The organism is Aquimarina sp. 433 (genome assembly GCF_054054605.1).
The window spans coordinates 227,390-248,149 of the sequence record NZ_JBSWZK010000005.1 but is presented as its reverse complement, the minus strand read 5'-3'; the positions used below and the strand labels follow the sequence as shown (position 1 = coordinate 248,149).

Below are 20,760 nucleotides of genomic sequence, written 5' to 3'. Positions count from 1 at the left end.
ATCAAACTCTTTGTCCGTTAATGGAACAATTTCTTAAATATGTAGTTGCACAGGATGTTTCATTTGACTGTAACCTCTATTCGATTCATCTTAAGAAGGTAACTTTAGCTATTTTACCATTTTCTACTTCATAGATTGCTATAACATTGGAGTAACGATCTCCAAATCTTACATATTCTCGATCGACTACTTTATTACCAAGAACAATACGGTTTTTAATTTCACAGTATAAGTTTGGAACCTTTTCAAACATAGTTTCAAAACTTTTTTTCATGTCTGCTTTACTAGAAATGGATAGCTCATTAGGGAAGTTGTAGATCTTTATGTCATCCGAATAAGTGTCCATAAAAGCATCTATATTTCTAGCATTGTAGGCATTTACTTGTCTTTGTACAATTTGTTCTGCAGTTTCTTTTAAAAGCTCTTTAATATTCAATATTTCTCCACTTTTAATAACTTCTTCTATTGAATTTAAATTTTCAATATTTTCAACAGGATTTTTAGATAGAATAACCAAATCGGCTAATTTTCCTTCCTTAATAGATCCAATATCACCTTCTAGCCCAAAACCTAAAGCAGCATTAATTGTAGAAGCTTTTATAATATCAAAATTAGATATGTTTGATTTTTTCATAGCTTCAATCTCTTGGATGTATGAAGAAGCGTGGATTGTACCTATATTTCCAGCATCTGTTCCAGTAGCTATATTAATTCCTTTTTCAGTTAGTTTTAAAAGGTTTGTAAGCATTATGCTATCGCGAGTTCTATTTCTTTTTTCTAAGGATTTTGGATCTTTTCTTAGTTTTTTTATTCTGTCTGGAATTTCATTATCAGAAAATCTATTCATATCGGTTAATGTACCATATACTTTTGGATTTGCATAGGTTAGATCTTGTATATGATTGCTAGGGTTAGCTAGATATGCCTTGCCATAATTTTTACCAACAATTAAAGTTGGTATATATGTTACTTTATGATCTTTAAGCATTTTGATAAATTCATCATCTACAAGTTGATCATTTACACTATGCACTAAAATATCGGCACCTGCTTTTACCGCTAGTTTTGCAGTTTTTAGATTAGTTGCATGAACTGTTAATTTCAGGTTGTTTTTATGAGTTAACTCAGCAATATGAGCAACGATAGGATAGGTTTTCTCTGCAGGTAATCCATTACCTGATATATACCATATTTTGATAAAATCAGGTTTGTAAGCAATCATTTTATTAAATAGTTTCGTGGCTTCTTGTTTAGAGTTGATTTTTTCTATAGGGATGTCTTCCAGACTGGAAAAAGCTTTAGGTTGATATGGAGAAAATAAAGGACCTGTAACATAAACATTTGGAGAAATATTATGTTTAGCAATACTATCTCGTACAGTAAAATTATAAAAAGGACCTCCAACATCCATTACCGATGTGATACCTAATTTTAGATAGCGTTTAAAATTATCGGGGATTATATCTTTTGCAAACTGTATCTCATCTTCATAAGAAAAGTTATTTGTTAGATCGATTGCATCTGGTCTGGTATATAAGCTTCCTGTTTGAAAAAAATGTATATGAGTATCAATCATACCAGGAATTAGAAACTTATCTGTTCCGTCAATAATCGAAACTTCATTATTTACTTTTATTTCGTCAGCAGTAATTTTTGATATGCGATCTTTTTCAATAAGTATATTCCTGTTTTTTTGAATTTTACCGTTTTCTACATCGATAAGATTTATGTTTTTGAGTAAAATTGATTGAGAAAAACCTGAAAAAGTCGAGCATATAACTACAATAGTGATTAAAACGAAATTTCTATTCATTAGTGATTTGTGTGATTGTTAATTTTATTAATACAAATGTCAAGTATAAAAAAATATTAGATACGTGAAAAGAAAAAATAATTCTAAATAAATATGTGTTTCCGTTTAAATTATATTTATGAATCTTATTAATTAAATTTTGATACTAAGAAATGTTATTTTGCCTTTATTATTGATGAATTCTAAAAAAAAGTAACCTTAGCTATTTTACCGTTTTCCACTTCATAGATCGCTACAGCTTTTATCTTTTTACCATTTATGAGTACTGATTCTTCGTCAATGACTTTGTTTCCGTATATAATTCTATTCTTTACTTCACAGTGCAGATCTGGAGTATTTTCAAAAAAGGATGCGTACCCTTTTTTTAGATTATCTATCCCTTCATAACTTAATTTATTAGGATAGTAATACACTTTTACATTTTTTGAGTATGTTGAGGCGAAGGCGTCAATGTTTCTAGCGTTATAGGCATCTAATTGCTGCTGAACGATACGCTCTGGTGATACATCAGAAACTATGGACAGTAAAGTGCTAATGGAATTTGTGGCAATTCTTGTAATATTCCCAAGTCCTGGATCTGTAGAAGTATAAAACAAGCTCCAATTTTTATCTGTTTTTGGATTAAACTTATAGATTATATTTCCTTTAGGCATTAAAATAGTTCCGTTTAGTAACCAATACATATCTTCGGCCTCTGGAATCGTATTTATAATTTTTTTCGTTTCTCCAGAGATTGGATTTAATGACTTTATTTCCCATTGTTCATTTTCTTTGCTGATATAACTGATGAGCTTAGAGTTTGGAATTTTATGTAATGATCTTCCTATTTTCTTTTGAAGAGTTGCATTCGTCTTATTTTTTAGGTTAGAAATCACCAGTGACAGACTCTGATCCTCTAATACAGAGGAAACAATTATATCTTTATCATACCAACAGTGATATCCAACTACAAGATTTTCTAATAATACCTTAGGTTTCCCAGTTTTAAAATCATACGAGTACAATAGTTGCTTGCCTGTGGTATCCAATCTAATAGCCGAAATAGCCCTTTGATTCGGGATTTTAGTAGGTGAATATTCACTTCCTTCTAAAGTATTAGAAATCCAATCAATTTTGTTGTCTCTAATATTATACGCAGCTATATCAGTTTGTCCATTTCTGGTAGAAGAAAACAAAACAATATTATCGTTATAAAAAGAAGGCTGATTGTCATAGCCTGGATTGTTTGAAATATTTCTTTGATTGGTAAGCTTTAGTTCATTATTCTCTGTTGAAATGTCGAATAAATATACTTCTGTATCCGTTTGAGCTGTACTTAAAAAAAAATGGGATAGTATTACGAAAAAAAGAATGTTTCTCATCGGTTTTGTTTTCTAAAATACAGGTAAATATCAAGTATTTTCTTAAGTATTTGTTAAGAGTTATTTCCGATAATTAAGAGTTAATAAATATCAACTTTAAAATCAAGTTTACTGTTTTCGAGAAGCGTAAAGACCAATTAGTGGACCAATTCCCAAAAAAAGGAATATATACATAGAATCCATATGGTTGACTAGATAGGAAAGTAATTGAATACTAAGAATCGTTATTGCAAAACCAATACAATTTACAATCGTAAGTCCAGTTCCTCTAAGTTCTGGAGGAGCAGCACTAGCTACCATTGTAGAAAACTGAGGAGAATCAGATATCACCACCATACCCCAGAAACATAACAGGCCTAAAAATATTTCTACTGGTAATTGAAATAGGAGCGGAGAGATTAAGCAAAAAAGCCCAGAAATAATTAGTGAATACCGTGCCACTTTTCTACTTCCAGTTTTCAAGGAAATATAACCACCCAAAACACACGAAAAGAAACCAATAGCAATGATCGTAAATGACCAGAGGGATATTGGAATTCCTATTCTATGCTTTTCGACATAGGTTTTTAATAGTACTGGAACAAAGCCCCAAAATGCATAAAGCTCCCACATATGACCGAAGTATCCGAAAGCAGCTTTTCTAAAACTAATAATTCCAAAAAGTTCAGTGATTACTCCTAATTGTAATTTAGAAACGGGTTTTCTATAAGGACCATTAGGAATACAAAAATAAATTAATAATCCGCCAAGTAAGGCTAGCAAACTAGTAGATTGGATTACGATTTTGTAGTCGCTATTCCATGATAGTTCTTTTAATAAATGAGGAAGTGCAGTACCCATAACTAAAGCACCTACCAAATATCCTAATGCTTTTCCTAAACCATCTTTGTAATAATCGGAGGCTATTTTCATACCAACAGGATAAATACCGGCTAGAAAAAAACCAGTTCCAAATCGTGCTGTTAGAACATTAAGAACAGTAATGTTGGGTATTAATAGAGCAATATTACAAAGCGCTCCCAAGATTGCTGAAATCATAAATACTTTTGATGGAGAAAATCGATCTACCAATGTAAAAAGGGCAAAAGTGAGCGTACCGATAATAAAACCAAATTGAACCGTTGATAAAAGATATCCTAGTATATTAAAACCTACATTAAACTGAGCTGCAAAATCATCTATAACAGCGTTTCCTGCAAACCACAAAGACGTACAGAAAAACTGCGCAATAATAATAACAGGAAGTATATAGATCTTTGGTTTCAGAATATTTATATTAAAAGTTAGTTAAGCTCTTGTAATAATTGATGAACCTGATTTGTATCTTCTACGTAAAACTTGGCAATCGTTTTTTTCAACCCTACTTTAATGGTATATGAAGAAGATGGTAATTCTTTGAACATATATTCATCTGTCCAATCATCACCTATGGCAAAAATAAAATCATAGTCTTTTTCTACAAGCATTTTGCAAGCAGATTTTCCTTTGTTGATACCACTTACTTTTATTTCTAATACCTTATCACCTTCTAAAATTTCGAGATTATGGTTAGCGATGAGGTGTTGTATTGTGGTTTTTAATTCCATAGATCTTAGTTTACCAAGATCTGGATCTACGTTTCTAAAATGCCAAGCTAACGAATAATTTTTTTCTTCGATAAGAGAACCTGGTGTTCTGTCTGTAAACGATTCTAATACAGGAGCAATAGACTCGAACCAATCGTTATTTACTCTTTCTAATAGTTCCCAATCTTTATCTACGTCTTTTAGCCAAGCTCCATGTTCGGTAATTAAGGTATAATCTTTATGACCGAACCATTTATTAAAAGTAAATTTATCTCTACCAGTTATCAATATGACTTTATTTCTTTTATCTTTTTGAAGACTATCTAAAATATCAAATATTTTTTGAGTGGGTTTAGCATTTTCAGGAATTTTCTCAAAAGGAGCTAAAGTTCCATCATAGTCAATAAATAAAATTCGATTTTTAGAAGTTTCGAAATCTGATAATAAATCTTTCTTTAGTTCGGGAGTTAATTTCTTTAATGAGTACTTTTTAGCTGTGGTTTTAGTGTTTTCTAGAGATTCCATGAAATCTTTGGCCCATTTCTCTACATTATATCTTTTCAATCTCTTTTGGAGCGCAGTATTTCTTTTTATCTGTTCTTCTTCAGGCATCTCTAAAGCAAACTTTAGGGTATCCGCTATTTCTTCAAAATTATTTGGATTGATAATAAGTGCTTCGCTCATCTCTTTTGAAGCACCTGTCATTTCACTTAAGATAAGAACCCCTTTTTTATCAACCCTAGAAGCGATGTATTCTTTGGCAACCAGATTCATTCCATCTCTTATAGGAGTTAGCAAAGCCACTTCACTAGAAGTATATAAATCAATTAAATTCTCAAAAGGCATCGAACGATAAAAATACCAAATAGGAGTCCAGCTTACTTCCGAGAATTTGCCATTAATTCTACCTACCAGTTGATCAATTTCATTTTTTAGTAGTTGATATTGTGGAACGTTAGATCTAGAAGGTACCGCAAGCATTACTAATCTTGCTTTTCCTCTAAATTGAGGGTATTTATCTAAGAAATATTCAAAGGCTCTTAATCTGTTAGCAATCCCTTTTGTATAATCAAGTCTATCTATGGATAAAATGAGTTTTGCACGATCTCCATCTGCAAGGTGCTCATCTATTTTTTGTTGTATTTCAGTTTGATCCTGTTTTTCTTTTTCATTATGTAAGGTAGCGGCATCATGAAACTTTTGATAATCAATACCCATAGGGAAAGAATCTACTTTAACAATTCTGTTATCCAGCTGTACATTGTTAAAGTTAATTTCTAATCCTAAAATTCTTTGCGCGGAACTTAGAAAATGTCTTTCATAATCATACGTATGAAATCCAACTAAATCTGCTCCTAATAGTCCTTTTAGTATTTCTTTTCTGCAAGGAATTGTTCTAAATACTTCATATGAAGGAAAAGGAATATGCAAAAAGAATCCTATGGTTACATTCGGTTTCTTTTTTCGGATCATTTCGGGTAACAGCAGTAGTTGATAATCGTGTACCCAAATAGTATCATTTTCATCAAGGTTTTCGATGACAATATCTGCGAATTTTTGGTTTACCGATTGATATATATTCCAACTATCTTTTTCAAATTTGGTATATTCCATGAAATAGTGGAATAGTGGCCATAAAGTATTATTACTAAAACCATAATAAAATCCATCAATTTCTTCAGAAGTTAATGGAACTCCAACACATTGATGTTTTGTCAATGCATTTTTTACCAGAATTCTTTTATTATCGTCTAATTGTTCTTCAGTAAGACCACTCCAACCGATCCAAATACTATCACTTCCAGAATGAACAGATTTCATTCCTGTTGCTAATCCTCCAACACTTGGTATCGTATTAATGGAATTATTGTCAATTTCTAATTGTAAAGGCAGTCGATTTGAGATTATGATAGTTTTACTCATAAAGCTTGGTGAAAGTTGGTTGACTAATTTTGATTGATTAAATTTCGGTTCAGCGAATAAAGGTACGTTTATTTAAAAGAACTTGAAATTATATGAATAATTTGGACTACGGAATTATTGGAAATTGTAAGAGCGCAGCGTTAATTTCAAAGAAAGGAGCTATTGATTGGTGTTGTCTTCCCAATTTTGATTCATCTTCAGTTTTTGCAAAAATTCTGGATGAAGATAAAGGAGGAACTTTCGAAATTTTAGTGAGTGATGATTATAAGGTTTCTCAGAAATATATAATTAAAACAAATATTCTGGTAACGGAATATAATAATGGAACGGATGTTTTTGAAAGTATTGATTTTATGCCGCGATATCAAAATGAAGATGGTTCTTATCATGCACCGGCAGATATCATTAGATACATTAAGTTAATTTCGGGTAAACCGACTTTTAGGGTAAATTATGATCCTAAGCTAGAATATGCAAAAGAGGATACTTACTCAAAAGTAACTGAAAATTATATTAAAAGTATCACAGATAAAGATAAGTATGATACCTTATATCTATACTCTGATCTTGATTTAGAAACCATTCTGAATTCTGAAGAAATTACATTGACTGATAACGCTTATTTTTTGATAAGTTATCATGAAAAGATCTTGAATCAATCTTTAGAGCTTTGTTATCTTAAACTACAAAGGACAAGAGTATATTGGATGGATTGGAGCGAAAAAACAACTTCTTACAAATTGTATAATCAAGAAATCCTAAGAAGTGCTTTAGTGCTTAAATTATTGAGTTATGAAAAGTCAGGAGCTGTACTAGCGGCTGCAACTACTTCACTGCCAGAAACCATAGGAGAGGTACGAAATTGGGATTATCGTTTCTGTTGGATTAGAGATGCCTCTATGGTGATAAAAGTGATTTCAGATCTTGGGCATAAACAAGTAGCACAACGCTTTCTAAGATTTATAATCGATATCATACCTGATAAGGATGAAAAGATTCAGATTATGTATGGAATTAATGGAGAGAAGGATCTTACGGAAAAAACACTTGATCATCTTAGTGGTTATAAAAATTCTAGTCCAGTTCGAATCGGAAATGCTGCTTTTCACCAAAAACAAAATGATATCTATGGTATCTTAATGAATGTAATTTATCAACAGTTTGTAAAGTTTGATGCTGCTGTAGATGATAGCGAAAGTCTATGGACAATTAGTAAAAGTATTGTACATATTGTGAATGTAAACTGGGAAAAACCTGATAAAGGTATTTGGGAATTTAGAACAGAAGAACGACATTTTACATTTTCCAAATTACTTTGTTGGGTAGCTGTGGATAGAGCCATAAAAATTGGTGAATTAATAGGAAAAACTGATAATAATGAAAGGTGGAGAGAACTGAGAGATCGAATTTATAATGATATATATGAGAATGCTTGGAATGAAGAGGTGCAAGCGTATACACAATCTTATGGGTCGGCTGACCTAGATGCTTCTACTTTATTAATGGAGTCCTATGGATTTATAGAAGCAAAAGATCCGAGATTTGTGAATACCGTAAAAGCTACCGAACGAGAGTTATGTAATGATGGATTGTTGTATAGATATAAAAATAAAGATGATTTTGGATTGCCTTCTTCTTCATTTACAATCTGTAGTTTTTGGTTTATAAATAGTTTAAACAAAGTAGGAGAGAAGGAAAAGGCCCGTAAAATGTTTGACCAATTATTATCCTACAGTAACCATTTAGGGTTGTTTAGTGAGGATATAGATTTTAAATCTAAAAGATTACTGGGTAATTTTCCACAAGCATACTCTCATCTAGCATTAATAGAAACTGCAGTGAATTTTTCATAAAATGTAATCGAAGAGGAGGAGTTTATAGAAACTATAATAAAACTACGAGTTGTTTTATAGAGTTTGAGTTAAGTGTAAAGGAGAAGTTAGATTTATAAACAATACGATTTACGTAAAAAAGAAAATCTTTGGGAATCAAAATTCCCAAAGATTTTAAAAATAGGCTAACTCTCATTCTTACTATATTCCGTAAACAGAGAAATTAAGATTTGGTGCAGCTACGCTTGTGAATTTATAGGATGGATTGCTACTAAACTGACTTTCATTTGTTTGTGTCATATAAAATCCATCTGCACTAAATAACAAGGCGAATATATTAATAAGACCATCCGGATCTCCGAAGAATTCAGAAAAAGTAAAAACTACTCTCTCATTTGCAATAACTTCTCTGGTGAATGTAGCAAAATTGAAACTTCCGTCATTCATATTAAAAATAAAATATGATTGATTAGAAAAGAAAGGATCATCAAGAACCATATCGACTCTATACAGGTTACTCACTTTACCTAGGTTTATGAAATTCTCTGAAGTTTGACTAAGAAAAGTACTTCCAAAAGATTCGTCTAAGTAGGAGTAGGTTGAAAAATCCACTCCAAAAGAATTTACATCAGAAGAGGCAAGATCAGGGATGATTTCGGTAGCTACAGGGGCTAAGTCATATCCTATTATGGTTGTCACACCGCTATCTACAGAGGTGTAGGTGCCAAAATCTTGATCATAAACAAAAGTAGTAATACTTAAATCTCCAAGTGTTAATGGCTGTAAAAAGCGAAAACCTTCATTGGTAACCGTAATAGGTAAAATTTCCGTAGAAATAGATCCGTTAGCGACATCAAAATTAGTAACTCCAGCAGTTCTTTCTAAATCATCAAAATAGGTAAACGTCCTATTATATAATATTTCATTGGAGTCATTTAGGACTACTAAGTTCCGAATAAATCTAAAAGTGTTATTCTCATCTTGTAATTGTGTATAGAAATCTCTTAGATTTTCAATGATTTCTTGATCTTGTGCTGATGCTTTTTCAAAAATTATTTCTGTTGGGTCAGAAATATCTGTTTTACTCCTAAATATGATCTGAGTGTCACTTACTTCTTCGAATATAAACTCAAATTCAGCACCAAGACTAAAGTTTTGAGCTTCGAACAAAGCGTGGAACGTAGTATAATTTTCGAATACTAATTCGGGAAATTGGCTAATTCCTACTCTATAAGTTGTTTCTAAATCATTCTGACCACCTAATACATCTGAAACAATATCTACTGTGTTATCTTCATTAAAATTTAAATAAATATTATTTCCGCCAAAATTACTTCCTGGCTGGTATACAGTTTTCCACCCAAATTCTGAATTAATTAAGACATCGCGATAAGATTCTAATAATTGATTTACTCTGGTATCAGAATCTTGTTCGAACAAAGGTTGAACATCATCATCACTACACGCAAAAACCGCTAATAGTAAAAAAAATAATGAACTAATTTTTATATTTCGTAACATATTATTTATGTTTTGTGTTATTAATTAAGGGTATTTAAAAATTCGTCTCTCACTATTAACAAATCAATACCAACATCTTCTTTCATGTATCGTAAAACAGCGTTATACTTCTCCTGAATTCTTTGACGCCCAATATTTCTTTGAAAACAAGCTTCATCTCCACCAGCACAGCTTTCTAAAGTTAAATAGGTGTTTTCAAATTCAACGGGATCTGTAGTAATTATTCTGGCAACAATTTCGGCAAAGTCTTCCGCTACAGATGAAGTACCATAAGGTGTAACCATACCGCGTGAAATAGCGTTGTTTATAGATTGAGTGCTGTTTTCGCTTCCGGAAATCAAGGTAGTCCAAGTTCCTGGAGAAGTATAATCTTCTCCCGAGATTTCATAGAATGATTCTACATCGAAGTTGAAATTTTGATCTATAATATGAGCAAATTCATGATGCAATGTTCTAAATGATTGTATAATCCATTGATTATTATCAGGACTATAATCATTAACCTGAGTTAAAGTTACTCGTACTCCAGCATCTGCCGTTCCCAAAGTAATAGTACCATCACCATTATAAAGGGGAGATCCTAAAAAGACAATCTCTGCTGGAAAATATCTCTTCAAAAACTCTTCTCCTTGGTCAGATCCCAAATTGTATGGTTCTATCCAAGCTTGTTTTATTAATTCTGCAACTGGTTGTACTACATCTCTTCTAGGAGGAACTGCAGTTCTGTTTGGGTCTATATAACGATCTACAAATTTGTAGATGATAACACTTCCGTATGGGTCTCTAAACTCCTCTTTTAAATAAATATCCAGTGGGTCTGTAGACTCTTGCTCTTGTTCAAAAATATTTTCGGCCGTAATGCTTTTTTCTCTTTCACAACTAATAAGTGTAATACTTAACAAAGAGATTGTAAAAAGCTTTTTTATAGAATTATTTGTTTTCTTCATGTCTAATATTATCTAGGATTAGGTGCGATTCCAAAATCTATTGCACTATCTGGGATTTGAATTGCTTTTCTTAAATCGTTTGTAGAAAGTTCTAAAGTCTCTCCTCCAAAATTTTCGGGAAGTCTATGTGATATTGAAAGATTAAATCTTTTTATGTCAAACCAACGAAGGCCATGATCCCAGAATTCTTTTTTTCTTTCATCCAAAATTAGTTGTTCAATCGCATTAATTGCATCAGTAGCATCGTAATAGGTGATTAACTGATTGATATCGTTATATTCCTGATTGTTATATCTCAATCTTGCAAGTACATTAATATCTAATAAAGCGTCGTCTTGCGATCCGTTAAATAATAACGCTTCTGCACGGTTTAATAAAACTTCTTCACCTTTTAATTCTATAGAAATGTGGTATGGTAATCCGGAGTTAGAGCTTAAATTTTCTCTGAAAAAGTATTCTCTTAATCTAGCCGTGTATCTTGCGTCTGTTCCTACATTCCAAATACCTGTTGAAGTTCTTTGGTCAAATGCATTTAATGGATTGTTAAATAAAACTCCTAAGTCGGTGATGTTTAGTCGAAAGCCTGTTGCATATCTTTGATGATTACTGAATTTTTGCATTACTAATACATTACTGTCATCAGTCGTCTCATTGTATTTGTCTGCAATGTCATTATATGTTGATCCTTGTAGATTATCATATTTTTTAACATATAACTCTGGATTTCCATCAAGGAAAAGGTCACTATATTTAATGCAATTTTCATAATCTCTTTTCCATAGATAAAAGCGGGAGGCAAATGCTAATCCTGCTTTTTTTGTAAAATGATATTTTTTTGATCCAGAGAAAAACTGATCGTTTATGAGAGACAATCCTTCCAAAAGGTCTTTTTCTACTAAATCATATACTTCTTGTACCGTGTTTCGTTCGTAAGCAGGAAGAAAACGGGTTTCTGGTTGAAGCACGTATGGGATGCCTAAATTTGTAGATGCGTTTTGATCATAATGCAAAGCAAATACATTAACCAACATAAAGTGGCTATAAGCTCTTGATAATAATGCTTCTCCTTTAATTGCATTTTTAAAATCAGCATTTCCAGGTAAATCATCTATTACAGCTAGCACCTCATTGGTTTGTGCAATAGCTTCGTAGGATCTATCCCAGAAATAAGTAGGAGTATCCTGTGAGATTCCGTCTACATCTTGCCAGGTGTATAATTGAAGTGAATTTTGATCAATAAAATTACCTCCAGCATTGGATATGACACCACCATTTTCTAATCCAGTTGGACCAGCTAAATCTGTGTACATATCTGTAAAAGCGTAACTACCTTGCGAATAAGAGTCAGCAACAACTTTTGCTGCTTTTTCTGCAGTGTCGAGTTCTAATCGGTCATCTGGTAATTCATCTAAATAGTCATCACATGATGTGAATGACAAAATAAATGAAACCAGTAGTATATATGGTGTTAATTTATATTTATTCATTTTTTTTAATTTTTAGAAACCAACGTTAAGTGAAAATGTAAGTGATCTAGCTACGGGTAGTGCTGTTCCTCCTGAATTGAAAAATTCTGGATCTTGTCCGTTTAGAGCTTTGTCAGAATATATAAGGAATAAATTTTCTCCTTGGATTCTAAATTGCGCTGATTCAATGCCTAAACCTTCTATATAGTTTATGGGGATATCTAATCCTAACGCCATCGATCTCATTCTTGCATATGTGCCATCAGCAACTCTTGCGTCACTTATGTTATACAAATCGTAAGCGTTATCAGCTCCTAGTTGATTTTGTATGGTTCTGTCACTTAGGATAGCAGGTATATTGGTTGTGTTTTCGTCTCCAGGTAATCTCCATCTGTTTATCAAATCACCTGATAAAGAGTTGAAATCAGTATAAGAAGGTCCAAAATTACTATTAAGACGGATCTTGTAATCAAATTTAAAAGTGATATTTGCACTTAGTGTCAGATTTTTATACCTAAAAGTGTTATTAAAACCACCTGCACCTCTTGGTTGTGTGGGACCTTCATATTTTAATATTTGTTCAAGATTTTCTCTTTCCTGAAGATTTATATTTGTGACAATATTGTTGTTTTCATCAAAGAAAGTTGGAATACCAAACTCATTTAATCCTGCAAATCTCGTTGAGTATAAGGCAGAAATCTCTCTTCCGGAATATGGAGCTCCGGATGGCTGTGTTAACTGTACTAAGGTAGGGTCAAAAAGCAATTCTGTGATTTGCTCTGTATTATATCCAACATTAATATTGGTATTCCATTGGAAGTTAGAAGTTTTTAAATTCACAGTAGAAATTCCAAATTCATAACCTTCGGTTTTAAGATCTGCATAATTTCCACTCTGAAAAGCCTGTCCGCCAACACCACTGGTTTTCACTATCCCAATTAAGTCAAATGAATTTCTGTTATAGTAACCAATTTCTCCACTAAGTCGATTCTCGAAAAAAGAAAATTCTATTCCCGTACTAAATTCTTTAAGTTTCTCGAATGTTAAATCGTCATTAGCCAATGAGTTTATAGCGATTACAGTTTCTTGATCGGTTGGTCTTAAAGGAACCCTACTACGCAAGTCCAAGGTGGCACTGGTTAATGGCCCTCTTCCTCCAGAAAGTCCATAAGTAGCTTTTAATCTTAATTGATTGATCCAATCTGCTGTAATGAAATTTTCTCGATGAATATTCCACGCACCACTTATGTTATAACTGGTAAGATATCGTGATTTAGAACTAGTTCCTTGTAAATTTGATCCATCGTAACGTAAGGTACCGTTTAAAATGTATTTGTTTTTCAGGGTATATCCTGCGTTGGCAAAGAATCCAACAAATCTGTCTCTTAGATTACTTATTCCAAAATATTGATCATTCTGATTCGTTAGTTGGTCAATAGCATCGGGATCTGTATTTACTATATACCCATTATCGTAAGATATGCCAATACCCGTGTACTCTCTGGAACTTCTTGTAGAAGATTTTATTTCTTGTCCTAAAAGGAAGGTGAATTGATTGTCGTAATTAATTTCTGGATTCCAGGTAATCGAATTTCTTATGTAGAAATAATTTAATACATCTTCGTTATAAATATTTAACCCTCCTTCTGGTAGAATTGAATATGCTGGTCTTGTAGGATTTTCAGGATCTTGGTATAGGAAAGGATTTATATTTACTAAAACACCTTCGTCAGCTCTAAAAGCTTCTGCTTGGTTAGAATTATCACCAATTATGTGCTCTCGTCTGGTGATAGCTTGTCTATAATTTACAATAGAATTGAACGTCAAATTATCTTTTATCTTATAATCGAGGTCTAATTGTGCAGAAATATCAGCAACATCAATGTTAATGCTATTATTATTTAATTCGTTAATGATATTAAAAGGGGCATAGTTTTTTCTGAAATACTCTAAATTACCATTTTCGTCATAAGGGGTAACGCTACGACTATTTGTAAGTGAGTAATTATATGGATTAATATCAAACTCTCGATTATATTCACCGGTAATTGGATTAAAAGTTCTATTATTCGTTCCAGGAACAACTTGATCTCTGATGCTAAGTGCAAGAGTTGTGCCTAACGTTACTTTTTCTGAAACTTTAAAAGTATTTCTTAATCTTGTTGTTAATCTTTCTGCTTGATCTCCGATCGTAACACCCTCATCCCGTAAATAACCTAAAGAAAATAGATATGTAGCATTATCAGATCCTCCAGATAGGCTTACTGAGTGATTCTGGACTGTAGATATGTCAGAAAAAAGTACTTTGAACCAGTCTGTGTTTGCAGTTTGGTATCTTCTAAAAAAATCGTCTGATAGTTGTCCATTAGCTCCGATTTCTACATCATTTGTTCCTCTTAGATTAAAATAACTTCCTAAAACCCCATAAGATTCAGCAAATTGCGCTGTAGTAAGATCGATTAAATTTTTGTCTACTAATTCTGCGTAAACAGATAATTCCTGTTGTGAGTTTAAGACGTTAAACTGTTCATATCGAGGTCTTAATCTGTAAGAGAAATTACCTGAGTAATTTATTTTTAAGGCTCCATTTTTACCTTTTTTAGTGGTAATAACGATTACACCGTTTTTTGCTCTTGCTCCATATAAAGCGGTTGCAGAGGCGTCTTTAAGTATTGAAAAAGATTCTATATCATCCGGATTTAATCCAGCAATGGAAGATCCAATGACAGAACTTATATCTCCTGAGCCCAACTCGTCTTGAGATAATTCTATATTGTCTTCTAGGATAACTCCATCAACAACCCAAATAGGATTGTTATTTCCATTTAAAGAAGTGTTACCACGAATTCTAATACGTGGAGAAGCACCGAAAGTTCCAGACAAATTATCCACAACTACTCCGGCATCTCTACCTTCTAAAAGTCTAGATGCATCTCTTGCACCATCAATTTTGATATCCTCGGCTTTCAGTCTAGTGGCTACACCGGCAAATAACTTTTTGTAGCTTTTTCTATATCCATCGGTAATAATTACTTCATCCAATGACTCAACCATAGCTTCCATCTGAATAGAAAATTCTTTTCTGTCTCCAGTTATAAGTATTTCCTGATCCAAAAATCCTAAACTTTGAATTTTAAGAGTTTCTCCTTTTGAAACAGAAATGGTGAAATTTCCGTCAAAATCAGTAATCACTCCGCGTTGCGTGCCAATAACCGAAACGGTAGCTCCGGGAAGAGGCATGCCTCTATCATCCGTGATTTGTCCAATAATTTCAAATTTTCCCTGAAATAAAATTATTTCGGTAGTATTAAAAGAGGTTTTGGGGTTTAATGAAAATCGTTCCGAATTATTCATTTCAGTAATACGACTTTCTCCATTAATTACATTTAGACAACACAAGATAAAGACGACAGAGAGTAAAGGTCTGCTATGCTTTGTGTCTAAGGTGATTCCATAATGAAACTTGAGTAGTTTTTTTTTCATAAGCTTTGTTAAGTTTTAAAAATACAATTAGGGATTGGTTGTGCGTAAAAAACTACATTTTTATTCGTTTTTTTTAAATGAAAGTTTATTACGAGATCGCGAAATTAACAAATTTTACGGATTTTTAGAGTTTTTAACACAAAATATTTACGTTTAAACCGTAATTAGTAAATTTTTATTTATAAAGGGTTAACAATAATTTATTTTTATATTTTGTATATAGGCGGTTATATTGTTGTTTTTAACGATACTTTTGAGGTTTGTTTTGTAGAAAATTACTCGTTTTTGTTGGAAAAGATCTCTACCTACTGGTTCTGCTGTTATTTTGAAAGATTTTGCAGTTAAAAACAATCATATATTGCTATGAAATAACAGATTATTCTAAGCTCTAACTAGGTGAAAGCTTCTGTTAATTATAGACTTGTAGATAAGCAGATTGTCAAAAAAACAGAGGAGATGGAAAAAACAGAAGAGATGGAAAAAAACAGAAGAGATGAATAAATCCTATTATGAAAATAGGGAGAAACGCCATTTTGCCATTTTTAAGAATCAGACTTTTTGCAAAATTTACTGAATGATATTATTGAAGTTAATCAGGAGTTTTAATAATCATTTCTATAATTCCACATTTTGTAAGATGGATTTGTGAAATATCTAAGTTGGTTAATTAAATTTTCAAAAGACTAGAGTTTATGTTTTTGTTTAGAGCCTTCTTTGTTATTTTAAGGCGGTGGTTTGTTATTCTACTAAAACAATAGTGCCAAAGATATCTGCATTGATCCAACCTTGGTTTTTATCTTCTCCTGGTACAAAAACAGAACCCATAAAGTTTTCTCTTTCTTTGCTGGCATCGTTATCATTGTATGCAATCGCAAAACCTAGCTTTTGATCTTTAGATAATACAACAGGATCATTAGTTTTCCCTTCTTCATAGGTATCATCAAATACAATCATTTCGAATTCCCAAACAGTAACATCACCATCTGTCTTGCGCTTCATTTTTACATGATTGTTGTATAACAGAGGTTTTTTACTGGCATCTAAATCTACCACATTACCATCTAATGCTACATGATATGCAAATGCGTTATTATTATATTGGTGTTCACCTCCAGAGTTATCAGCATCTATAAAAATCTCTACACAATCATCATCCCACCAAAGTTTTAAAGGATCTTTATATTGATCATATAATACATCATCTTTTATTTCTACTAAAATATATAGTGCTTCTGGTGTCCATGCCATTTTATAGCGTCCAAAGAAATCGTTGACATCTGGAAATTCTCCTATCCAATTTTGATCCATAGGATACCATTTCGTTTCATTCCAAATAGGATCATTCATATCACCGTCTATAGTAGGAGTAATTTCTGCCTTCTTTATATTTCTTAGCTGATGGTCTTTTTTTTCTTTTTTAGCAATTTCTAAAGGTTGTTCTGTACTATCAGCAATTGTTTTATCCGAATTATTATTTTCCTTCTTTTTACAAGAAATGATTAAGATTAATGAAAGTAAGAAGACTATTTTTTTCACAAGATTATTATTTATAGTTATTGAATTTAAATTTAACAGGATCGGAAAGATATTAAAAACATTCACTCATTTTTGAGGAATCTATAAAAGTTAAGATTTTGTAAAGTTGATAATCAATATTTAAATGCTCTAAGGATTGAACCGAGGATGATTAACTTAAAGGAAAGGGTGAATTCTAATCATAAAAAAAAGCGGTCGTTTACTTCAAACGACCGCTTTTTGACTGACATATCAACATGTGATATGATGGTAAGTAATTAGGACAAAAAAATTATTGTTTTACAATTTTAATTCTTTTCAGTTTTGCTCCATTAAGGGTAACCGTACAGAAATATATTCCAGATTCGCGCATATCATTAGCGTTGATCTCAATAGTTTGATTTCCTTTTAAGGTACTTTCGCTATAAATTGTTTTTGTCTGACCTAAAATATTCGAAATAGACACACTTAAGACACCGTTTTCTGGAGTATTAACACTTAAGGTTCCTCTTTCTCTTACAGGATTTGGCCACAGCGTAACGTCTGTTTCTATAATCGAACTATTTCCTTTATCAGCTTCATCAGCTAATTCTAGTGCTCTTGTAGAAGGACAGTTATTCGGACAATTTGCAGACCAAGTTCCTGTTCTTTGTCCGCTACTACTTCCGGTAACAGTAAACCATCCATCTGTACCTCGAGTAAGGTCTACAGTTTGTTGACCATTTCCATTATTGAATACAACTCCGATATCATTTGCGGATACTCCGTTTGGTATTGTAAATGTTTTTCTTGCCCAAGAAGTTCCACTTAAATTGGTCATCACATCTCCTGGCCATCCAGGGGTTCCAGCTAATGTTTGGTTTGTAGCTCTATTGAATAGATATAAATTAGCATTAGTACCCCATCCACTACTAGGTTTTTGGAAGTTTAATGTAACATCATTAGATCCTCCTCCAGATGAGCTACAGTCAGATGGACAAGTATCAGACCACGTTCCATTGGTATACCAACCGTCTGTACTTCTGGATAAATCTCCAGTTTGATTGCTTCCATCGTTAAAGATTACTCTTATGTTAACAGCAGATACTCCAGCGGGTGGTGTTAATGTATAAGAATACCAAGGAGTACCAGAGATGTTAGTCATCTGTTGTCCTGGCCAACCAGCAGTTCCTGAAATAGTTGCATTAGCTGAAGCATCAAAGAAATATGCGTTGATTGTATTTCCCCAAATAGATGGTTTTTTGAAATTAACAGTAAAAGGAGCTACAGTTTCTCCACCACCTGTATTATCTCCACCACCTTGTGTCCAAACAGCGTAATCACTTCCAGAAGTTCTTAGAGTCCATCCACTTCCATTAGGAGACCAATTACCACTTCCTAATTTCATGGCAATAGTACCATTTCGTCCATCGATATAGGCTGCATATAAATCATTTCTTGCTTCTGCAATGTTAATAGAAGATCCAGCAAATACTCTTACATCTTTTCTAATTGCGATTAAATCTCTAATCGCGTTTTGTACTCCGGCTCCAGCATCAAAGAAGTGTGTCCAGAATACCATTGGATTACCAGGGTGTGTTAAAATGTAAGCGTATCCTTTTCTTAAATTGGTTTCTCCTCCGGGAAATACAAAATTAGATCCACAACATTGTTGCGCTTCTCCAGTGTCATGATTATCTAAAAAAGTTACGGATTTTGTTGGGTTGATTCCGATCATTCCAGATGGATTACCAGAAAAGTCTCTTAGGTAAGATAAATTATTATCTCTTAGCGCATTTTGAAGACTTACTTTAGTATTAAAATCAAATGCAGATGAAGATCCTTGTGTCCAGTTTACAAAATTGTTGGTTTGTACTCTGCTACTTTCTAGTAATTCTCCCACTGCAAAATAAGGATTTGTAGCATCGTTATATTCTTTGTTGTATATAGGATTATATCCATGTACGAAATCATATCTCCAACCATCGAAACCTAAATCATTTCTTAAGAAATTCATCCACGCGATGATTTCTTGTCGTACTTCTGGATTTTCATGATCTAAATCTCTTGCAGCAGCAAATCCACCACCAGATCCATCTGCTTTTAGAGCATTACCAGGAACAAAATCACCATTGATACTAAACTCTACTGGGAAGTTTACAAAATTTCTACCTTCATCATCGGCAGTAATAAAATAAGTTGGCCAAGCAGGATTGGTAAAAGTAACGGCGTCATTGCTACCAACTCTATGGTTGATTACAATATCACTAATTACTCTTACATCCTGAGAGTGATACTGGTTGATTAGATTTCTCAATTGTGTTTCTGTACCGTAGGCACTGTTAAAATTATAAAGTTCCCTTGGAAGGTATCCCTGTGGCGCTGCTGAGTTACTTGGAGGCGGCATCCATATTAGATCAATACCAGCATCGCTAATCGTACTACTTACACTGGTTACTACATCATACCAAGTTTGACCAGCAGGTTGGTTTTGAACATTCCAATCAAAGGCTTGGAACATAACGTCTTCATCTTGTGCTTGCATCTGCATAAGCGGGAAGCAGCATAAGAAGCTTACTAAAATTTTAAAAAGGGTTTTTCTTTTCATTTCATAAGATTTTTTGTGTTCTTTAGTGAGAACGGAGGTTTTAAATACGTAAGTAAATTTGTGTTTTTCTCAAATTTTCGCTGTCGGAAAAAAGAGCCTGAAGAGATTAATAATAAGCTGGTCGTATGTATTTGAAATAGGAATAATCGTAACACTGATTTACGTTACACCATTTTAAAGAATTTTTAAACTAATAGTCTTTTGGTAATTATTCGACTGATGACATATTAGTTATAACGACAAGTAATAAGTAATTTTTTCTCGGCAATCTTTATTTTAGAAATTTATTCTTGTATTCCTGACTGAATATTTAAAAGAAAAGTTTGTTTAATTAGAGTAGCTCAAACAATTTAGAAATTTTCGGAGGAGGTGAAATTGTTTTCATAATTCGTAAATTTTAGTTTGTAAAAGTGTTTCTTGTGTTAAATTTCCACTAAGTTATTACGAAATATTCAATTTTTGAGTTTCTAAAAGTTACTACAACGTTTTCGTGTTGATAAATTCTTACTATTTCACATAATATGTTGAGAAACAAGCTATAATTAACAATTTTTTATAGTATTTCGGTAATTTTTAGGATTTTGCTAGTACGCGCTACTTTTTGTTGTATCCATCATATCTTCTAGAAATCATCAGTTTAGAATTTTTTAGGTTTACTTTTAAAGACTGTCTTTACGTTATAATAGATTAATGTTTTCATAATATTTTCTTTGTCTTTAAAGAATTTTACTAGGGTATCTTTAAGGA

General features: G+C 32.5%; 11 protein-coding genes. 1 reads left to right on the top strand and 10 read right to left on the bottom strand.

Annotation, left to right across the window (positions count from 1 at the left end; translation table 11 throughout):
- Positions 1–85: 85 nt before the first annotated feature.
- The 4 genes from ACWNT5_RS12395 to ACWNT5_RS12380 form a co-directional block, all read right to left on the bottom strand.
- Positions 86–1,813, bottom strand: a complete 1,728-nt coding sequence (locus ACWNT5_RS12395) for an amidohydrolase family protein (protein WP_456517499.1) — start codon at positions 1,811–1,813, stop codon at positions 86–88.
- Positions 1,814–1,995: 182 nt separating this feature from the next.
- Entirely contained in the window at positions 1,996–3,174 is a 1,179-nt protein-coding gene (locus ACWNT5_RS12390; RefSeq protein WP_456517498.1) for a nuclear transport factor 2 family protein, read from the bottom strand.
- Positions 3,175–3,282: 108 nt separating this feature from the next.
- Positions 3,283–4,404: an MFS transporter gene (locus tag ACWNT5_RS12385; protein WP_456517599.1), complete on the bottom strand. Its 1,122-nt coding sequence runs from the start codon at positions 4,402–4,404 to the stop codon at positions 3,283–3,285.
- Between the two features lie 53 nt (positions 4,405–4,457).
- Positions 4,458–6,662 (bottom strand): bifunctional alpha,alpha-trehalose-phosphate synthase (UDP-forming)/trehalose-phosphatase, encoded by a 2,205-nt coding sequence (locus tag ACWNT5_RS12380; RefSeq protein ID WP_456517497.1) that lies wholly within the window; start codon positions 6,660–6,662, stop codon positions 4,458–4,460.
- Between the two features lie 92 nt (positions 6,663–6,754).
- Between ACWNT5_RS12380 and ACWNT5_RS12375 the strand changes: the two genes are divergently transcribed.
- Positions 6,755–8,515 (top strand): glycoside hydrolase family 15 protein, encoded by a 1,761-nt coding sequence (locus ACWNT5_RS12375; RefSeq protein ID WP_456517496.1) that lies wholly within the window; start codon positions 6,755–6,757, stop codon positions 8,513–8,515.
- Positions 8,516–8,695: 180 nt separating this feature from the next.
- On the opposite strand, the gene ACWNT5_RS12370 is transcribed toward ACWNT5_RS12375, so the two are convergent.
- From ACWNT5_RS12370 to ACWNT5_RS12345, 6 genes are all read right to left on the bottom strand, one after another.
- Positions 8,696–10,015 (bottom strand): DUF4302 domain-containing protein, encoded by a 1,320-nt coding sequence (locus ACWNT5_RS12370; protein ID WP_456517495.1) that lies wholly within the window; start codon positions 10,013–10,015, stop codon positions 8,696–8,698.
- A 20-nt stretch (positions 10,016–10,035) separates the two neighbouring features.
- Positions 10,036–10,962 (bottom strand): substrate import-associated zinc metallohydrolase lipoprotein, encoded by a 927-nt coding sequence (locus tag ACWNT5_RS12365; protein ID WP_456517494.1) that lies wholly within the window; start codon positions 10,960–10,962, stop codon positions 10,036–10,038.
- Positions 10,963–10,970: 8 nt separating this feature from the next.
- Positions 10,971–12,449: a RagB/SusD family nutrient uptake outer membrane protein gene (locus tag ACWNT5_RS12360; protein WP_456517493.1), complete on the bottom strand. Its 1,479-nt coding sequence runs from the start codon at positions 12,447–12,449 to the stop codon at positions 10,971–10,973.
- Positions 12,450–12,461: 12 nt separating this feature from the next.
- Complete coding sequence (locus tag ACWNT5_RS12355; RefSeq protein WP_456517492.1) at positions 12,462–15,911, bottom strand: SusC/RagA family TonB-linked outer membrane protein; 3,450 nt, start codon at positions 15,909–15,911, stop codon at positions 12,462–12,464.
- A gap of 738 nt (positions 15,912–16,649) precedes the next feature.
- Complete coding sequence (locus tag ACWNT5_RS12350) at positions 16,650–17,447, bottom strand: sugar-binding protein (protein ID WP_456517491.1); 798 nt, start codon at positions 17,445–17,447, stop codon at positions 16,650–16,652.
- A 271-nt stretch (positions 17,448–17,718) separates the two neighbouring features.
- Positions 17,719–20,013, bottom strand: a complete 2,295-nt coding sequence (locus tag ACWNT5_RS12345) for a starch-binding protein (protein WP_456517490.1) — start codon at positions 20,011–20,013, stop codon at positions 17,719–17,721.
- Positions 20,014–20,760 lie beyond the last annotated feature (747 nt).